The organism is bacterium, assembly GCA_026129405.1.
Lineage (GTDB): Bacteria > Desulfobacterota > Binatia > DP-6 > DP-6 > JAHCID01.
Genome location: JAHCID010000005.1, coordinates 1 through 15,398, shown reverse-complemented (window position 1 = coordinate 15,398; position 15,398 = coordinate 1). Strand labels below are relative to the sequence as shown.

Here is a 15,398-nt window from a genome sequence, read left to right as displayed (position 1 = left end):
ACGCGCCCGGCCGAGCAGGCGCCGTGGTGGGTGCTCCGGAGACTGCGTTTGACTCCGAAACAGGTCGAACCGTAGCATCGCCCGCCCGGAGGTTGCAATGAAGATCGACCCCGCCCGCATGCCGGGCGTGCAGGTGGTGACGGCGAAGAACTTCCACGACGAGCGCGGCTTCCTGCTGCAATCGTGGGTGGGCACGGACCTCGACGCGCTCGGCATCCCGCGGCGCTTCGAGCAGGCCATCCAGACGTGGTCGAAGCGCGGCGTCGTGCGCGGCCTCCACTTCCAGTGGGACCCGCCCATGGGCAAGTACGTGCGCTGCGTGCGCGGCGCGATCATCGACGTCGTCGTCGACGTGCGGCACGGCTCGCCGACGCTCGGCGACCACGTCGCCGTCGAGCTCACCGACCAGAACCATCAGGTGATCTGGGTGCCGCCCGGCTTTGCGCACGGCACCTTCGCGCTCGCGGACGACTCGATCGTGCTCTACGAGTGCACGGGCGCGCACGGCCCCGGTCGCGAGGGCGGCATCCGCTGGAACGATCCGGCGCTCGGCATCGCGTGGCCGGACATGCCGCCGATCGTCTCCGAGAAGGACCAGGTGGCACCGACGCTCGCCGAGTGGCTGGCCGACCCGCGCTCGCAGCACTTCCGCTTCGAGGGCGCCTGACGACGACGGCGCCCCGCGTCGCCGTCTCGGTCCTGCACTGGGGCGATCCGGCCGATACGTTGCGCTGCCTCGCGAGCGTCGCGGCGTCGGCGCCGGCGCCGGCGCTCGTCGCGGTGCTCGACAACGGCACGGGGACCCTCGACGCCGGCGCGCTCGCGCACGTCGCCCCTGTGGCGACGCTCGTGCGCGTGCCGGAGAACCTCGGCTTCGCGGGCGGCCACGACCTGCTCCTCGCCCGTGCGCTCGAGGCCGGCGCGACGCACGTGCTGCTCCTCAACAACGACGCCACCGTCGCGCCGGACGCGATCGCGGCGCTGGTGCGCGCGGCGACCGCGGAGCCGCGCGTCGGCGCCGTCGGCGCGAAGGTGCTCTCGGCCGCCGATCCGACGCGGCTCTGGCTCGCCTGGGGCCGCGTCACCTGGCGCGCCGCGCTCGTCGAGCGCGTCGGCCGCGGCCAGCCCGACGGGCCGGCGTTCGACGACGTGCGCGCCGTCGAGTGGGTGCCGGGCTGCGCGATGCTGCTGACGCGCGAGGCGATCGCGACGGTGGGCGCGCTCGACGAGGCGTTCTTCGCCTACCACGAGGACGTCGACTGGTGCGTCCGCGCGCGCGCAGCCGGCTTCCGCATCCTGTTCGCGCCGGCGGCGCGCGTCGTCCACCGCGGCGAGGGCGGGCGCGGCCTCGCGAACCCGGCGCGCTATCTCTCGGCACGCAACACGATGCTGTTCGCGCGCAAGCACGCCGGCGCGCGCGAGTGGCTGCGGCTCGGCGTCACGATCGGCGCCAGCCTCGCGCGCGAGACCGTGCGCGGCGATCGCGCGGTGACGGCGCTCCTGTGGCGCGGCTACCGCGACGGGCTCTTCGGGCGGCCCCTGCCGCTGCGCGAGCTCGGGCTGCGCTGAGCGGTCTGCTCAGGCGACGGCCTTGCCGGGCGCCGCCGCCGGTCCCTCCACCCCGAGCAGCTCGGCGAAGAGCGACTCCATCGCCTGCACGTGATGGCGGATGTCGAACACCGCATCGATGCGCGTGCGCGCCGCACGTCCCATCGCGAGCCGGCGGGCGGGATCGGCGACCAGCGCCTCGATCGCGTCCGCAAGGCCGGCCGCGTCGCGCGGCGGCACGAGGAGGCCGGTCTCACCCGAGACGACGATGAAGCGCGGCCCGCCCTCGTTCGGCGCGATCACCGGCCGGCCGAGCGCCATCGCCTCGATCATCACGCGGCCGAACGGCTCGGCGCGCACGGACGCGTGGATCGCGACGTCCATGGCGTCGAGGCACGCGGCGACGTCGCGCCGCGCGCCGGTGAGAAGGACGTGGCCGGCGAGGTCGGGCGCGGCGATGCGCGTCTGGAGCTCGTCGCCGTACGCCTGCCCCTCGCGGTGCACGCCGCCGACCATGAGGCAGCGCAGGTCGGGGAAGCGCCGGCGCACGCGCGCGACCGCCTCGGCCACCAGCAGCTGGCCCTTCCACTCTTGGATGTGGCCGACGATGCCGACCAGCGGCGCCGCCGGCGGGATGCCGAACTCGCGGCGCACGGCACCGCCCCCGCCGGGCGCGAAGCGCGTGCAGTCGATGCCGTCATAGATGGTTCCGAAGCGGCGCGCGCGCACCCGCCGGTCGCGGTAGTGCTGCGTCACCTCCTCGGTCATGCCGACGCACATGTCGACCCAGCGCGACGCGAAGCGCTCGACCGGTCCGACGCGGCGGAAGCCCTTCTCGTGCGCGATCACCGGGCGTCCGCTGCCGGCGGCGGCGAAGAGGCCGTCGAGGTTCGCGGTGATGCCGTTGGCCAGGTAGATGATGTCCGGCTTCTCGTGCCGGAAGACCTCGCGCAGGGCCTTGGCGCGCGGGCGCACGACGCGGACGAGGTCGCTCGCCCGGAGCACGGCCCGCCCGAGGCGGCCGCGGTTGCCGTCGGCCGAGGGCGCCGGCAGCGGCGGCAGGACGTGGACCGGGATGCCGGCCGCTTCGAGCTCGGGCACGACGGCCTTCTGCTCGTAGAGCACCAGGCTGGGAGCCCAGCGACGACGATCGAGCCGCTCGATCAGGTGCAGGATACCGGTGAGCGAGCCGCCGACCACGCCGCCGATGCTCGCTTCCACGAAGCAGATCCGATGAGCCGACATGGAGGAGATCGTCCGCGAGAGGGTCGATCGAGCTTAGAAGCTGGCGCGCGAGGGAGTCAAGCAACGCACTGCGCGACGCAGGCGCCGCCGAGGGTGTCGGGGCGGCGTTCGGACCCGTTGCAGCCTTGCACGACACCGACCCGCCCCCGGTCCTCCGTCGTGCATGCGCACCGCGGCAGAAGCCCGCGTCCGCGCTCGCGGAATTCCACCGTGACTCGAGTGTGCCAGGCCGCCGATTTCTCCTTCACATCCCATGCGCACTGTGTTACCCGCGTAAGCGCTCGCCATAGAGCCAGTGAGCAGGATCTCGCTCGGGGGGAGGATCATGGCAAATTTCTCGACCTTGCAGGGACGCGTCGCCGCGTTCGTCGCCGTCTTGGCGTGTACGATCGCGCCGCAGCTCGCCAACGCGCAGAGCAGCGTCGATTGTGCGTTCATCGGTGAGGTGCGCGTGCGCCTCAACAACGGATCCACCTCGGACGGTGACGTCGGCGCGAACGAGAAGGGCGGTCGGGCCCGCGTCGGCCGCAACGTCAAGCTCGGCTCGGGGGCGACCCTCACCGCCGACCAGGTCGCGATCGGCAACGGCTCGAACATCAGCGCCGTCGAGGCGAACTTCCTCAACGTCGGCGCCAACGCCAGCATCGGTGAAACCAGCCCGGCGAACCTGCCGCTCGAGTCGCCCTTCTGCTGGATTCCGCCGGTCTCGTGCGGCAACGACAACGTCGTGCTGCGCAAGGGCGCCGCGCCGCTCACGCTGCCCCCCGGCAACCACGGCGTCGTCCTGATGGAGAACGGCACCACCCTCACGCTCGCCGCCGGCGTGCACACGTTCTGCTCGGTGCGCACCGGCAAGAACGCGACCATCGTCACCACGGGCGGCACGCAGTCGACCGTCTTCGTGCGCGACGCCATCCGCCTCGGCAACGGCAGCGCGCTCCGTCCGGCCGCGGGCACGCCGACGCCGAAGCTCGTGATCGCCGGCAACCGCGGGCGCTTCGGCTCCAAGGTGACGCTGCGCGCCTTCATCTCCGCCCCCGAGGCGCGGCTCAGCGTCGGCAACGGCTCGAAGGTCACCGGCGCCGCCTGCGCCGAGGTGCTCGTCTTCGGGAAGAACGTCGGTCTCTCCTGCGCCCCCGACCTCCCGCCCACCACCACGACCACCACGCCCACCACGGTGACGACGACCAGCACCTCGTCGACGACCGTGACCACCACGACGACGACCACCACCACCGCCCCCAGCCTGTGCGGCAACGGCGTCATCGATCCCGGCGAGCAATGCGATCCGGGCTCCGGCTCGGTCGGCGGCGCCTTCCCCGAGGGCTGCGGGGTCTGCCTGCCGAACTGCACCTGCGAGAACTTCACGACCACGACGGTGGTCGAAACCACCACGACCACGGTCGAGACCACCACGACGACCACCACGACGCCCGGTGTCTGCGGCAACGACGTGGTCGAGCCCGGTGAGGAGTGCGACTCGGGCTCCCCGAGCGGCGGCTTCGTCGGCGGTGACTGCGGCTTCTGCACCAGCGGCTGCGTCTGCCAGCCGGTGACCACGACCACGGTCGAGACGCCGACCACGACCCTGGTGGTGACCACCACCACGTCGACGACCGTCCCGCCGACGACCACCACGTCGACGACGTCCACATCGACGACGACGTCCACCACCACGTCGACGACCTCCACGACGACGACGTCCACCTCCACGTCGACCACGAGCAGCACCACTACGACACTGGCGCCGACCACGACCACGTCGACGACCTCCTCCACCACCACGACGTCGACCACCACCACCTCGACCACGTCGACGACGAGCACCACCAGCACGACGACGACCACGACCACCAGCACGACGACCACGACCGTGCCGGCGGTTCCCAGGTTCCTGGACTTCCGGACGACGCCCGGCGGTGGCTCGTGCGGCTCCACGTTCACCAACGCCGGGGCACCGTTGAAGACCATCACCTGCGGCGGACTCAGCCTCGGTGGCGGCCAATCGACCGTGCTCGAGAACATCACGCCGGACGGCGCGACGAACCGCTTCACGCTGTCGGGCTGCAACGGCACGACGTGCGACCTCGGTCCGCTCCCTGGCCCGCGCACCAACGACTACGAGTGCACGGCAACCGACTGCTTCTTCGGCACGCCGCTGCCGATCCCGAACGCCGGGACGAGCAGCTGCGTCGTGAACCGCATCAGCGGTGCGGTGAGCGGCACACTGAACGTCGTCACGGGCGTCATGACGAACGGCAACATCCCGCTCGGCTCGGCGACGTTCCTCACCGGCAATGCGGCGCAGCCCTGCCCGATCTGCGTGCCGAACACCGGCTCCCCGCCGGCGTCGCCGGAGAACCCGCGGACGGGCACCTGTGACCGCGGCGCCCGTGCCGGCCAGAGCTGCCGCACGACCAACTCGCAGAACCTCTCGAGCGATTGCCTCCCCGGCGGCACCTCTCCGGGCAACACCTGCGCGGTCGGCTCGACCTGCGCCGACGGCAGCCAGAACCTCGGCGTCATCCCGGTGTCGCTGAACCCGCTCACCACCGGTGCGGTGGAGCGCAGCGCCCTCGACAACCCGACGGGCGGCAACACCATCGGCAACAACGGCATCTTCTGCTCCGGTCAGGGAGCTGGACAGCGCGGCTGCTTCATCGGCGGCGCGAACTGCCGCCGCATCCAGGCCAACGGCACCCCGGCGGGTGCGCTCTCCATCGGCGCCCCGTCGCCGATCCGGCTGGCCGCGATCTTCTGTGTCCCCGTCACCAGCAGCGCGCTCGTGAACTTCGCGGCGAACCTGCCCGGACCGGGCGCCACGGTCCTCGCGGGCAACTTCATCCTGCGTCCATAAGCCGCGGCCCGAGCCGCGCGGCGAGCGAAGGGCCTGGAGCCGGCAACGGCTCCAGGCCCTCGTCATTTGAGGCCGAGGCGCTCGAACGGCGGGCGGCGGCCGGTGAGCGCGTCGCGCAGGCCGAGCACCTTGAGCCAGGTCTCGCCGGCGCGGCCACGCAGCGCGTTCCACGCCAGCTGGAACGGCAGCGTGGCGACGAGGAAGGCACCGAGGCGCAGGCGCTGGGCGGGGGAGCCGTGACGGCGCGCGAAGAGCACGCTGTTGCGGGCGGCGAAGTACTTGCGGATGCGCACCGAGCGCGTGCCGCCGGCGCTGCCCCGGCCGGTATGGGTGGCGACGGCGTCGGGGCAGTAGACGACGCGCCACCCGGCGGCGGCCGCCCGTACGCACCACTCGACCTCCTCGTGGTAGGCGAAGAACGCCTCGTCGAAGCCGCCGACGTCGGCGAGCGCCGCGGCGCGCAGCCACATCGTGCAGCCCCCGACCCACTCGACCTCGCGGGTCGCGTTCCAGCGCGGACCGTCGGGCGCGTCGGCACCCTGCAGGGCGACGAGGCTCTGGCGCCAGGTCACCTCGCCCCATGCGAGCCACAGCCGCGACGGATCCTCGCGCGTCAGGACCTTGGCGCCGACCACGCCGACGCGCGGATCGGCGTCGAGCAGCCGGCGCGCGGCCGCCGTCGCCCCTGGACGCAGCCGGACGTCGTTGTTGAGGAGCAGGACGACGCCGGCGCCGCGCGTGGTCGCCGCGCGAATGCCGACGTTGGCGCCGCCGGCGTAGCCGAGGTTCTCCGCCGTCCGGATGCAGATCGCGGCAGGCGCCGCAGCGGCGAGCCGCGCTCCGACCGGCTCGCGCGAGCCGTTGTCCACGACCACCACGAGATCGCACTCCCCCGCGCAGCTGGCGACGCAGCCGAGCGTGTCCTCCGGGTCCTGCCAGTGGACGACGACGGCGATGGTGCGACGCGAGGCGCTCATCCCACCACCGCCTCGTAGACGGCCCGCGTGCGCCGCGCCGTTTCGTCCCAGGTGAAGCCGGCAGCGCGTGCGCGGGCCTGCGCGCCGAGGCGGGCACGGAGCGCGTCGTCGGCGAGCAGCGGGCGCAGCGCACCGGCCAGCAACCCCGGGTCCGAGCGAGGCACGAGCACGCCCGCCCCGCCGACCACCTCGGGCACCGACGTCACCCCGACCGCCACCACCGCGCAGCCCGCGGCCATCGCCTCCAGCACGGTGAGGCCGAAGCCCTCGTACTCCGACGCCGTCGCGGCGACGTCGGCCGCCGCGTACAGCGCCCGCAGCGAGGCGTCGTCGAGCGGACCGAGCCAGCGCACGCCGGGCGGCAGCGCGTCGAGCCACGACGGCCGATGGCCGGGCCGCAGCCGTCCCGCGACCACGAGCTGCCATCCGTCCGCGGCGCCGCCGGCGCGCACGAAGGCGTCGATCACGCGCTCGACGCGCTTGCGCGGCTGCACCGTGCCGACACAGGCGACGAGCTTCGAGCCGAGATCGTGCGCACGGCGGAACGCCGCCACCGCCTCCGGCGCCGGCGGCTCGCGCATCTCGGGCGCCATCGCGAGCGGCACCACCGGCACGCGCGCCGGATCGAGACGGAAGCGGGCGACGAGGTCGTCGCGGGCGTGCCGCGAATCGGCGATGACGCGCGCCGCACGGCGTACGCTGCCCGGCACCGTGGCGCGGAAGTGGAGCCGCTGCGGCCACGCGAAGGTCTCGGGACATGCGTACACGGCGAGGTCGTGGACCGTCACCACGCCAGGCACCGGCAGCCGCCACGGCAGCACGTTCTTCGTACCGTGGTAGACGGCGACGCCGGTGCGGCGCACGAGCCCCGGCAGCCGGTCGTGGTCCCACAAGGCCTGGTGCCAGGTGCCGCGCAGCGGCACGGACACGACCTCGACGCCGGTGAACTGGTCCGGGCGGTCGGTGAACACCACCCACTCGTGCCCGCCGACGCGGGCGAGACCACGCACGAGCTCGCGCGCGTAGGTCGCCGGCCCGCCGACGATGCCCACCAGCGCCCCGATGCCGACGCGCACGCTCACCCCACCCGGCGCGGCGCCGTCACCGCACCGGCCGGCGCACCCAGCGCCGTCCGCAACCCGGCGCCGACGCCGCGGCCGAGCGCACGCACGACGTCGCCGCGGCCGCGCAGCGCCCAGAGCGCCGCACTGCTCGCGAGCAGCGCGGCGTACGTCGGCACGAAGCCCAGCCAGGCCGCACGCGCCCCGCGGCGGCGCATGAGCAGCCATGGGTTGCGCGCCTTCAGAAAGGCCGCCCACGGCGTCAGCCCGCGTGCGAAGCCGCGGATGCCGTCGTGCCAGAACACCGCGCGCGGCTCGAGCACGACGCCGTAGCCGTGTGCGCGCGCGGCGAGGCAGAAGTCGACGTCCTCGTAGTAGACGGCGATCTCCTCCGAGAAGCCGCCGACCGCGCGCCAGCAGGCGCGCGTCGCCAGCAGCGCGCAGCCCATGACGCCGCTCACGCGATACGGCGCCGTCGGCGACCGGCGGTAGCGCAGCAGCGTGCGCGGCACGCACAGGAGCCAGAGCCCATGGCGCTCGCCCGCGGTGAGCACCGTACCGCTCGCGACGTCCATGACCCGCGGCCCCGCGATGCCGGCGCCCGGCGTGGCGTCGAGCGCGTCCTCGAGGCGTGCGAGCGCGTCCGGCTCGAGGCGCGTGTCGTTGTTGAGGAAGAGCAGCCGCTCGACGCCTGGTCCGGCCGCCGCCGCGCCGGCGTTCAAGCCACCGGCGAACTGCCGGTTCTCGTCGAGCAGGAGCAGTCGCACGCGCGGCTCGCCGCCGAAGCGCGCCTGGAGCGCCCCCCGCTCCGCGGCGCTCGAGGCGTTGTCGACGACGAGCACCTCGGCGGGCAGCCGCGTCTGCGCGAGGAGCGAGTCGACGCAGCGTACCGTCGCCTCGCCGCCCTCCCAGGTGACGACCACCGCCGCCGTGCGCGACGCGCTCGTCATCCGGCTCCCACCAGGGCAGCGCTCGCCGGCCGCAGGCCGAGTCGCTCGGCCAGCAGCGCCCCGAGCCGCGTCGCAGTCGCCGTCGGCCCGAGCTGCGCCAGCGCGTGTGCGCGCGCCGCCGCGCCGAGGCGCTCCGCCAGCGCGCGGTCGTCGAGCAGCCGCGCGACGGCGGCGGCGAGCGCGACGGGATCGTCCGGCGGCACGGCGAGGCAGTGCGTGTCGGGGACGAGCACCTCGCGCAAACCCGGCCCGTCGCGGGTGACGAGCGGACGCCCCGCCGCGGCCGCCTGGTACACCTTGTTCGGCACCACGACGGCGGCCTTGCGGCTCCCCCCGAAGACGCCGAGCACGACCGACGCGCGGGCGAGCTCGCCTGGCAGCTCGGCGAGCGGGATCTCGTCGCGCCACGTGACGGCGGCCCCGAGCGCGCGCGCCTGCGCCTCGGCGCGCGCCCGCTCGGGTCCCGTACCGATGCAGGTGACCGACGCCCGCGCACCGAGGCGCGCGGCCGCGGCCACGATCGTGCCGAGCCCGTGCAGCGGCAGCCCGCGCCCGTAGAAGAGGACGCGTCCCGGCTCCGGCGCGGGCGACGGCGCCGCGCGGAACTCCGGCTCGACGCCGAAGTGCCAGACGCCGAGTCGCGCCGCGGAAGCTCCCAGCTCGGCGTACCACGCGGCGTGCGCAGCCGTGTCGGCGAGGACGAGGTCGGCGGCCCGCAGCGTCGCGCGATCGAGCAGGCCGACGGCGCGCGCCCGCAACCCGTGCGCCGCGAAGACACGGCGGTCGTCGACGAGCGTCTCGGTCAGGCTCACGAGCGGTGCGAAGAGCAACGCCGCGCGCGGGCGACAGATGCGCTGCGCGGCCAGCACGTCGAGCTGCCCGCCGAACCCCGCCACCACGAGCGGCGGCGGCCCCGTGCGTGCACGCCAGCGGCGCGCGAGGCCGCCCATCGCCGCCGTCCAACGGCGCCCGAGCGTAGCCAGCGACGCCGCGCCGAAGTAGCGCCGATCCTTGTCGCGCGTCGCCTCCCACAGCGGCGCGTGCAGCTCTTCGACGACGAAGCCCGCCTCGGCCAGCGCGGCGCGCAGCAGCCGGTTGGCGCTATGGCCGCGGTCGTACGTCCCGAACCAGCAGGCCGTCATCGCAGGCCGCGCGCCAGGTCGGCACGCGGCGCATGCGGGTCGACGGCGGCGAGGCGCACGACGTCCGGCTGCGCCCCGAGACGCAGCTCCAGCTCGCGCATGCGCACCTGGGTGTCCTCGAGCAGCGAGCGGCTGGACGCGATCAGATCGGCGACGAGGCCGATCAACATCGTCTGGAAGCCGACGATCACGAGCACGGCGGCCAGGATGAGACTCTGGATGTGGCCCGATCCGCCCTCGAGCAGCCAGTCGAACGCGAAGCGCATGCCGAGGACGCTGCCCACGAGCACCGCGAGGCCGCCGAGCCCGACGAACACCGTCAACGGCTCGTAGAGCGCGTAGATGCGCAGCATCGTCGCGAGCGAGCGGCGCAGGTAGAGCCCGATCGAGCCGAACAGGCGCGACGGCCGGCGCTCGGCGTTGGTCGCGATCGGGACGTGACCGATCGGGATGTGTTTCTTGCCGGCCTGGATGATGGTCTCGAGCGTGTAGGTGAACTTGGTGAAGACGTTCAGCCGCAGCGCCGCGCGGCGCGAGAAGGCCCGGAACCCGCTCGTGGCGTCGGGCACGGTGGTGCCGGACAGCTTGCGCACGGCCCAGCTCCCGAGCCCCTGGAGCGCGCGCTTCTGCGGGCTGAAGTGGCGCGAGCGCGTCGGGATGCGATCACCGACGACCATCTCGACGTGGCCGTCGAGGATCGGCTGCACGAGCCGCCGCACCTCCGATCCGGGATACTGGTGGTCCGCGTCGGTGTTGACGATCAGGTCGGCGCCGAGCTTGAGGGCCGTGTCGATCCCGACCGAGAAGGCGCGCGCGAGGCCGGCGTGCGCGGGCAATCGGACCAGCCAGGTGGCGCCGGCAGCGCGCGCGACCTCGCCCGTACGGTCGGTGGAGCCGTCGTCGATCACCAGCGTCTCGATGACGTCGACGCCCGGGATCTCACGCGGCAGGGCGGCCAGGGTCTCGGCCAACGTCGCTTCCTCGTTGAAGCAGGGAATCTGGATGATGAGCTTGCGCATGTCCCCCCGCGGCCGACCCAGACTAACGCCCGCCCCCTCGGGGTGCCAGCAGCGACGGGATCACTCCGGCGCCGCCGCGCCGGCGATCTCGACGTCGAAGCGCATCACCGGCCCGGAGGCCGAGAAGTTGCGCAGCATGACCCGCCCGGGGCCGCCGCCGTACGGCGTCATCCCCGGCGTCTCGGGGCCGCAGATCGGGCCCTGACGCAGTCGCGCCGCGCCGGCGAGCGCCGCACCCGCGACGCCGACGCCCACGAGCAGCGCGAGCGGCCAGCCGGGACGCCCGAGGCGGCGCACGGCCATGGCGACGAGCAGCACGGCGACGGCCGCCAGCACGGCGGCGAGGATCCGCCGCCAAGCCGGGGGGCCGCTCCAGGGATCGCCGGCGTCGCCGCGGTTACCGCCGGCGGCGTGCCCGCGATCGAGGTCGCCGCGGGCGTCGGCCTCGACGAGGTGCAGCAGTTTGCGCCGGACGTCGTTCTGCGCCGTCCGGAACCCGGTGACGCCCTCGTCGACGTGCCACACGAGCAGGCCGGCTCCGGGCAGCTTGGCGTCGGCGCCGATGCGCTGGCGGTTCTCGAGCAGCAGGTACTCGCTCGGCCGCTCGGGCGCGAGCGGGATGCGGACGACGAGCGGCACGGTCTCGACCGCCGGCAGCACGATGCCGGTGGTCGAGGTGGTGACGTCCCAGGTCGCGACCCAGCCGAGGTGGCGCTTCGACCACGCCTCCGGATGCGGCGGCCAGTCGCCGCGCCCGACCCACGTCCCCTGCCCCATGAGGCCCCAGACGCCGATGCCCTCCTGCGGGCGGCCACCGGGCGCGTACAACTCGGGCAGCCCGAGCAGGTGGCCGAACTCGTGCGCCATGACGCCGAGACGCCCGAACGGCGGCGCCTCGTCCTCGGCCAGCACGCAGGCCTCGTCGAAACCTGCGACGGGCTCGAGCAGCCCCGTGTAGTTCGACCACGGATCGCCGGGATCACCGCCGCCGAGGTGCGACTCCCGTCCCGTCCCTGCGAAGATCACGAGCGCGGCGCCGCCGCGCTCCAGCGCGGCGCGGTCGCTGCCGCCGGCCGCCGCGGCGAAGGCGCGCAGCGCGTCCGTCGCCAGCTCCGCCGGACGCTGCACGTAACGCTGGCGCAGCTGCGGGACGGTCACCGTCACCGTCGCGAGGTGCGGCCGCAGCCGCAGTTGGCCGTACGAGACCTCCGTCCAGTAGGCCACGAAGCGGGCGAGTAGCGCCTCCAGGTCGGCACGCGGGCGTGTCAGCGGGCGATCAGGAAAGCTGGCCAGCACGACGAGGACGTCGAGGTCGCCGTGCGCCGGGACATGCGCGTGCGCGGCGCGTCCCGACCCGAGCAGGGCCGCGAGCAGCAGCACCGCCGCGCGCAGCGAACCCCTCGCGGAATTGACAGCCCGGACGGCCTCTGTGACAATCCGCGACCGTTTGCCCCTACTTCGATCCGGAGGACACACGATGCGGAAACTCGGCAGCTCAGCCATGTTCGGTGCACTGGTCGCGGTCGCGCTCGCGGGGTGCGGCGGCGGCGAGAGCCCCCAAGGCACGGCGCCCGCTCCCGAGGCTACCACCGCGACCACGACGCCGGCGGCCCCCGGGGCCACCGCGACGACGGTCCCGGCCGCGGCGGCCGACGACGACGAGCTGGGCGCCCCGCTGCTCGCCTGGGCCGACTCCGACACGGACGAGGGCAAGGCACCGCTCACGATCCAGTTCAAGGCCGACATCGAGGGCGGCAAGGCGCCGCTGTCGTACGTCTGGAAGTTCGGCGACGGCTCGCCCGACTCCACCGAGGCCAACCCGAAGCACACCTACGAGAAGCCCGGGAAGTACCGTGCCGACCTCGAGGTGAAGGACTCGGCGGGCGACTCGGACTCGGACTACATCGAGGTCGAAGTCACCGAGTAGTCGCCGGGGCGCCGTCCGCAGCGCCTCGAGCCGAACGGGACGCCTCCTCACGTCTGGAGCGTCCCCGTCGTTTCCGCCACGGCCCCCACGCCGTGGCGGGCACACCAGGCAGCCATCTCGTGCGCGATGCGCACCGGCGCCTGGGGATCGTAGAACGTGGCGGTGCCCACCTGCACCGCCCGCGCCCCGCAGCAGAGGAACTCGAGCGCGTCCTCGCCGGTGCGGATGCCGCCGATTCCGATCACCGGGATGCGCAGGGCGCGCGACAGCGCGAGCACCATCGCCAGCGCGACCGGCTTGATCGCCGGTCCCGAGAGACCGCCCGTCACGGCACGGAGCCGCGGGCGCCGAGCGGCGAGGTCGACGGACATGCCGCGCAGCGTGTTGATGGCGCACACCGCGTCGGCCCCCTCCGCCTCGACCGCGCGCCCGACGGCCGTCACGTCGGTGACGTTCGGCGACAGCTTCACCCACAGCGGCGAGCGGACGCGCGGGCGGACGGCGCGGACCAGCGCGGCGAGCGCGACGGGATCGGAGGCGATGATGCCGCCCCACTCCGGGCGATTCGGGCTCGCGGCATTGAGCTCCAGCGCCACGATGCCCGGCTGCCCGTCGAGACGCTCGGCACAGGCGGCGAACTCGTCGGCGTCGTCGCCCCAGAAGTTCGCCACCACGCGGGCGCCGCGCGCGCGGAGCTGCGGAAGGTACTCGTGCAGGAAGACGTCGACGCCCACGTTCTGCAGGCCGATGGCGTTCAGCATGCCCGCCGGCGCCTCGACGAGACGCGGCGGCGGCTTGCCGGCGTACGGCCGCAGCGAGACGCCCTTGATGCTGATCGCACCGATGGCGCCGAGGTCGAGCAGGCCGGCGAACTCGAGGCCGTACCCGAAGGTCCCCGACGCCGCGATCACCGGCGATGGAAGCGTCACCGTGCCGATGGTGACCCGGGTGTCGACGTCGCCCGCGTTCACGGCAGATCGAGCCGCAGCTCCATCACGATGGCGTCCTGCCCGGGGCCGTAGTAGCCGCGCCGGATGCCGAGGTCGCGAAAGCCGAGCGTGCGGTAGAGACGCCGCGCCACGACGTTGCCCGCCCGCACCTCGAGGAACATCGCCCGCGCCCGCACGTGTCGGCCCTCGGCAATCACCTCTTCGACCAGCCGGCGGCCGACGCCCGTGCCGCGCCGGTCCGGGTGCACGGCGACGTTCAGCAGGTGCACCTCGTCGGCCACCACCCAGCGACACGTGTAGCCGAGGAGGGCCGGCGACGGCGCGGCCGGGTCGACCGCGACGGTGAGGCGGGCGCACGTGGTCTGCATCTCCTTCTCGAAGAAGGCCTGCGACCACGGCTGCGCGAACGCGCGCCGCTCGATCGTCATCACCGTGGGCAGGTCCGCCTGCGTCATCGGACGCAGGACGATCGCGCCGCGCTCGTGCCGGTAGACCGCCATCCGGTCCGGCCAGCCTAGCAGCCGCGCGGACCCACGGCAGTGGACCGGCTCATTCCGCGTCGAACGCGCCCGGCGGCGGCGTCTCGACCGGGATGTCCTCGAACGGCGGCGGCTCCACGAGCTGCGGCATGTCGCCGCGACGCGCCTTGCGCCCACGCGCCCGGCGCTCCGCCATGGCTCGACGTAGCGCCTGGAGACCGTGGATGCGGGAGGAGAAGTCATCGGTGACGTCGACCGCCTGCTCGCGGTTCAGGATCACGTACGGCGTGATCGTGATGAGCAGCTCGGTGCGCTGGATGCTGTCGCTGTCGCTGCGGAAGAAGCGACCGAGCACCGGGACGTCCATCAGGTACGGGAAACCCGAGGTGTTGCGGCTGAGCGTGTCGTCGATGATGCCGCCGATGAGGACGGTGTTGCCGTCCTGCACGACGAGCGTGGTCTCGGCCTCGCGCGTGCTGAACGACGGCGAGTTCGTCGCCCCGAAGCTCGGCGACGCCACGGCGCTCACCTCCTGGCGGATCTGAAGGTTGACGAGGCCCTTCGAGTTCACCTGCGGGAGGACGGTGAGGATCTTGCCGGTGTCGCGGTACTGGATGGAGTTGACCGTCGAGCCGGCGGTGCCGGTGAGAACCGCGCTCGCGGTCGAGGTGAGGATCGGGATCGACTGGCCCACCAGGATGTGCGCCTCGCGGTTGTCGGCGGCGAGGATGTGGGGCGCCGACAGCATCTTCACGTCGGTCTTGGTCGCGAGCGAGTTGATGAAGATCTGGAAGTTCTCGCGGTCGGTGATGACCGCGAACGCGCCCTGCGACGGCACACGGACCGCGTCGCCGATGTAGCCGCCCAGCCCGCGCGATCCCGGGAACGCCGGACCGCCGCGGTTCAAGAAGATGTCGCCCTGCTTGTTGTTGGCCGGGTTCGACGTCTTGAGGTTGCCCTCGGCGATCGCCCACTGGATGCCGAACTCGAGGTCCTTCGTCAGCATGACCTCGGCGATCGTCACTTCGAGGAGCACCTGCCGCGGCACGACGTCGATGCGCCGCACGACGTCGAGGATCAGCTGATAGTCGCGCTTGGTCGCCAGCGTGACGAGCGAGTTCGTCACCTCGTCGGCGACGATGCGGACCTCCTCGCGGAACACCGGCGGCGGTCCCTGGCCCTGCCCGAAGAAGCCGCCCGCGCCGCCGGGTCCGGCGCCGGGGCCTCCCGGCAGCGATACCGC

General features: G+C 73.5%; 14 protein-coding genes. 4 read left to right on the top strand and 10 right to left on the bottom strand.

Features of this window, described 5'->3' with window-relative positions:
- Nucleotides 1–97 precede the first annotated feature (97 nt).
- Nucleotides 98–667: a dTDP-4-dehydrorhamnose 3,5-epimerase gene (gene rfbC, locus KIT14_17510; protein ID MCW5892322.1), complete on the top strand. Its 570-nt coding sequence runs from the start codon at nt 98–100 to the stop codon at nt 665–667.
- Complete coding sequence (locus tag KIT14_17505; protein ID MCW5892321.1) at nt 619–1,569, top strand: glycosyltransferase family 2 protein; 951 nt, start codon at nt 619–621, stop codon at nt 1,567–1,569. Before rfbC ends, KIT14_17505 begins: the two co-directional genes overlap by 49 nt.
- Nucleotides 1,570–1,578: 9 nt before the next feature.
- Here KIT14_17505 and KIT14_17500 read toward each other — a convergent pair whose 3' ends face one another.
- Entirely contained in the window at nt 1,579–2,793 is a 1,215-nt protein-coding gene (locus KIT14_17500) for a glycosyltransferase family 4 protein (protein MCW5892320.1), read from the bottom strand.
- 325 nt (nt 2,794–3,118) lie between these two features.
- On the opposite strand from KIT14_17500, the gene KIT14_17495 reads away from it, so the two are divergent.
- On the top strand, nt 3,119–5,650 hold the full coding sequence (locus KIT14_17495) for a hypothetical protein (GenBank protein MCW5892319.1): 2,532 nt from the start codon (nt 3,119–3,121) through the stop codon (nt 5,648–5,650).
- Between the two features lie 62 nt (nt 5,651–5,712).
- Here KIT14_17495 and KIT14_17490 read toward each other — a convergent pair whose 3' ends face one another.
- From KIT14_17490 to KIT14_17465, 6 genes are read right to left on the bottom strand one after another with little or no spacing between them, the layout of a single operon-like run.
- Nucleotides 5,713–6,627, bottom strand: a complete 915-nt coding sequence (locus tag KIT14_17490; GenBank protein ID MCW5892318.1) for a glycosyltransferase family 2 protein — start codon at nt 6,625–6,627, stop codon at nt 5,713–5,715.
- A complete protein-coding gene (locus KIT14_17485) occupies nt 6,624–7,709 on the bottom strand; it encodes a glycosyltransferase family 4 protein (protein ID MCW5892317.1) in 1,086 nt (361 codons plus the stop codon). The genes KIT14_17490 and KIT14_17485 overlap by 4 nt, the downstream gene beginning before the upstream one ends.
- On the bottom strand, nt 7,706–8,638 hold the full coding sequence (locus tag KIT14_17480; protein ID MCW5892316.1) for a glycosyltransferase family 2 protein: 933 nt from the start codon (nt 8,636–8,638) through the stop codon (nt 7,706–7,708). Before KIT14_17480 ends, KIT14_17485 begins: the two co-directional genes overlap by 4 nt.
- The gene (locus tag KIT14_17475; GenBank protein ID MCW5892315.1) at nt 8,635–9,780 is read right to left on the bottom strand and encodes a glycosyltransferase; all 1,146 of its coding nucleotides are present in this window, start codon (nt 9,778–9,780) and stop codon (nt 8,635–8,637) included. The genes KIT14_17480 and KIT14_17475 overlap by 4 nt, the downstream gene beginning before the upstream one ends.
- A complete protein-coding gene (locus KIT14_17470; protein ID MCW5892314.1) occupies nt 9,777–10,799 on the bottom strand; it encodes a glycosyltransferase family 2 protein in 1,023 nt (340 codons plus the stop codon). The genes KIT14_17475 and KIT14_17470 overlap by 4 nt, the downstream gene beginning before the upstream one ends.
- 60 nt (nt 10,800–10,859) lie before the next feature.
- A complete protein-coding gene (locus KIT14_17465; GenBank protein MCW5892313.1) occupies nt 10,860–12,179 on the bottom strand; it encodes a M6 family metalloprotease domain-containing protein in 1,320 nt (439 codons plus the stop codon).
- A 97-nt stretch (nt 12,180–12,276) separates the two neighbouring features.
- Between KIT14_17465 and KIT14_17460 the strand changes: the two genes are divergently transcribed.
- Nucleotides 12,277–12,726 (top strand): PKD domain-containing protein, encoded by a 450-nt coding sequence (locus KIT14_17460; protein ID MCW5892312.1) that lies wholly within the window; start codon nt 12,277–12,279, stop codon nt 12,724–12,726.
- 47 nt (nt 12,727–12,773) lie between these two features.
- Here KIT14_17460 and KIT14_17455 read toward each other — a convergent pair whose 3' ends face one another.
- From KIT14_17455 to KIT14_17445, 3 genes are all read right to left on the bottom strand, one after another.
- Nucleotides 12,774–13,664 (bottom strand): dihydroorotate dehydrogenase, encoded by an 891-nt coding sequence (locus KIT14_17455; protein ID MCW5892311.1) that lies wholly within the window; start codon nt 13,662–13,664, stop codon nt 12,774–12,776.
- Between the two features lie 29 nt (nt 13,665–13,693).
- Nucleotides 13,694–14,176: a ribosomal protein S18-alanine N-acetyltransferase gene (gene rimI, locus KIT14_17450; protein ID MCW5892310.1), complete on the bottom strand. Its 483-nt coding sequence runs from the start codon at nt 14,174–14,176 to the stop codon at nt 13,694–13,696.
- 49 nt (nt 14,177–14,225) lie between these two features.
- The coding region (locus KIT14_17445; GenBank protein ID MCW5892309.1) for a hypothetical protein at nt 14,226–15,398 on the bottom strand (1,173 nt) is incomplete at its 5' end.

Coding starts and splice junctions, on each gene's coding strand:
- KIT14_17470 (MCW5892314.1), bottom strand. CDS start 10,799: ATGCGCAAGCTCATCATCCAGATTCCCTGCTTCAACGAGGAAGCGACG.
- rimI (MCW5892310.1), bottom strand. CDS start 14,176: ATGGCGGTCTACCGGCACGAGCGCGGCGCGATCGTCCTGCGTCCGATG.
- KIT14_17495 (MCW5892319.1), top strand. CDS start 3,119: ATGGCAAATTTCTCGACCTTGCAGGGACGCGTCGCCGCGTTCGTCGCC.
- KIT14_17490 (MCW5892318.1), bottom strand. CDS start 6,627: ATGAGCGCCTCGCGTCGCACCATCGCCGTCGTCGTCCACTGGCAGGAC.
- KIT14_17480 (MCW5892316.1), bottom strand. CDS start 8,638: ATGACGAGCGCGTCGCGCACGGCGGCGGTGGTCGTCACCTGGGAGGGC.
- KIT14_17500 (MCW5892320.1), bottom strand. CDS start 2,793: ATGTCGGCTCATCGGATCTGCTTCGTGGAAGCGAGCATCGGCGGCGTG.
- KIT14_17460 (MCW5892312.1), top strand. CDS start 12,277: ATGCGGAAACTCGGCAGCTCAGCCATGTTCGGTGCACTGGTCGCGGTC.
- rfbC (MCW5892322.1), top strand. CDS start 98: ATGAAGATCGACCCCGCCCGCATGCCGGGCGTGCAGGTGGTGACGGCG.
- KIT14_17475 (MCW5892315.1), bottom strand. CDS start 9,780: ATGACGGCCTGCTGGTTCGGGACGTACGACCGCGGCCATAGCGCCAAC.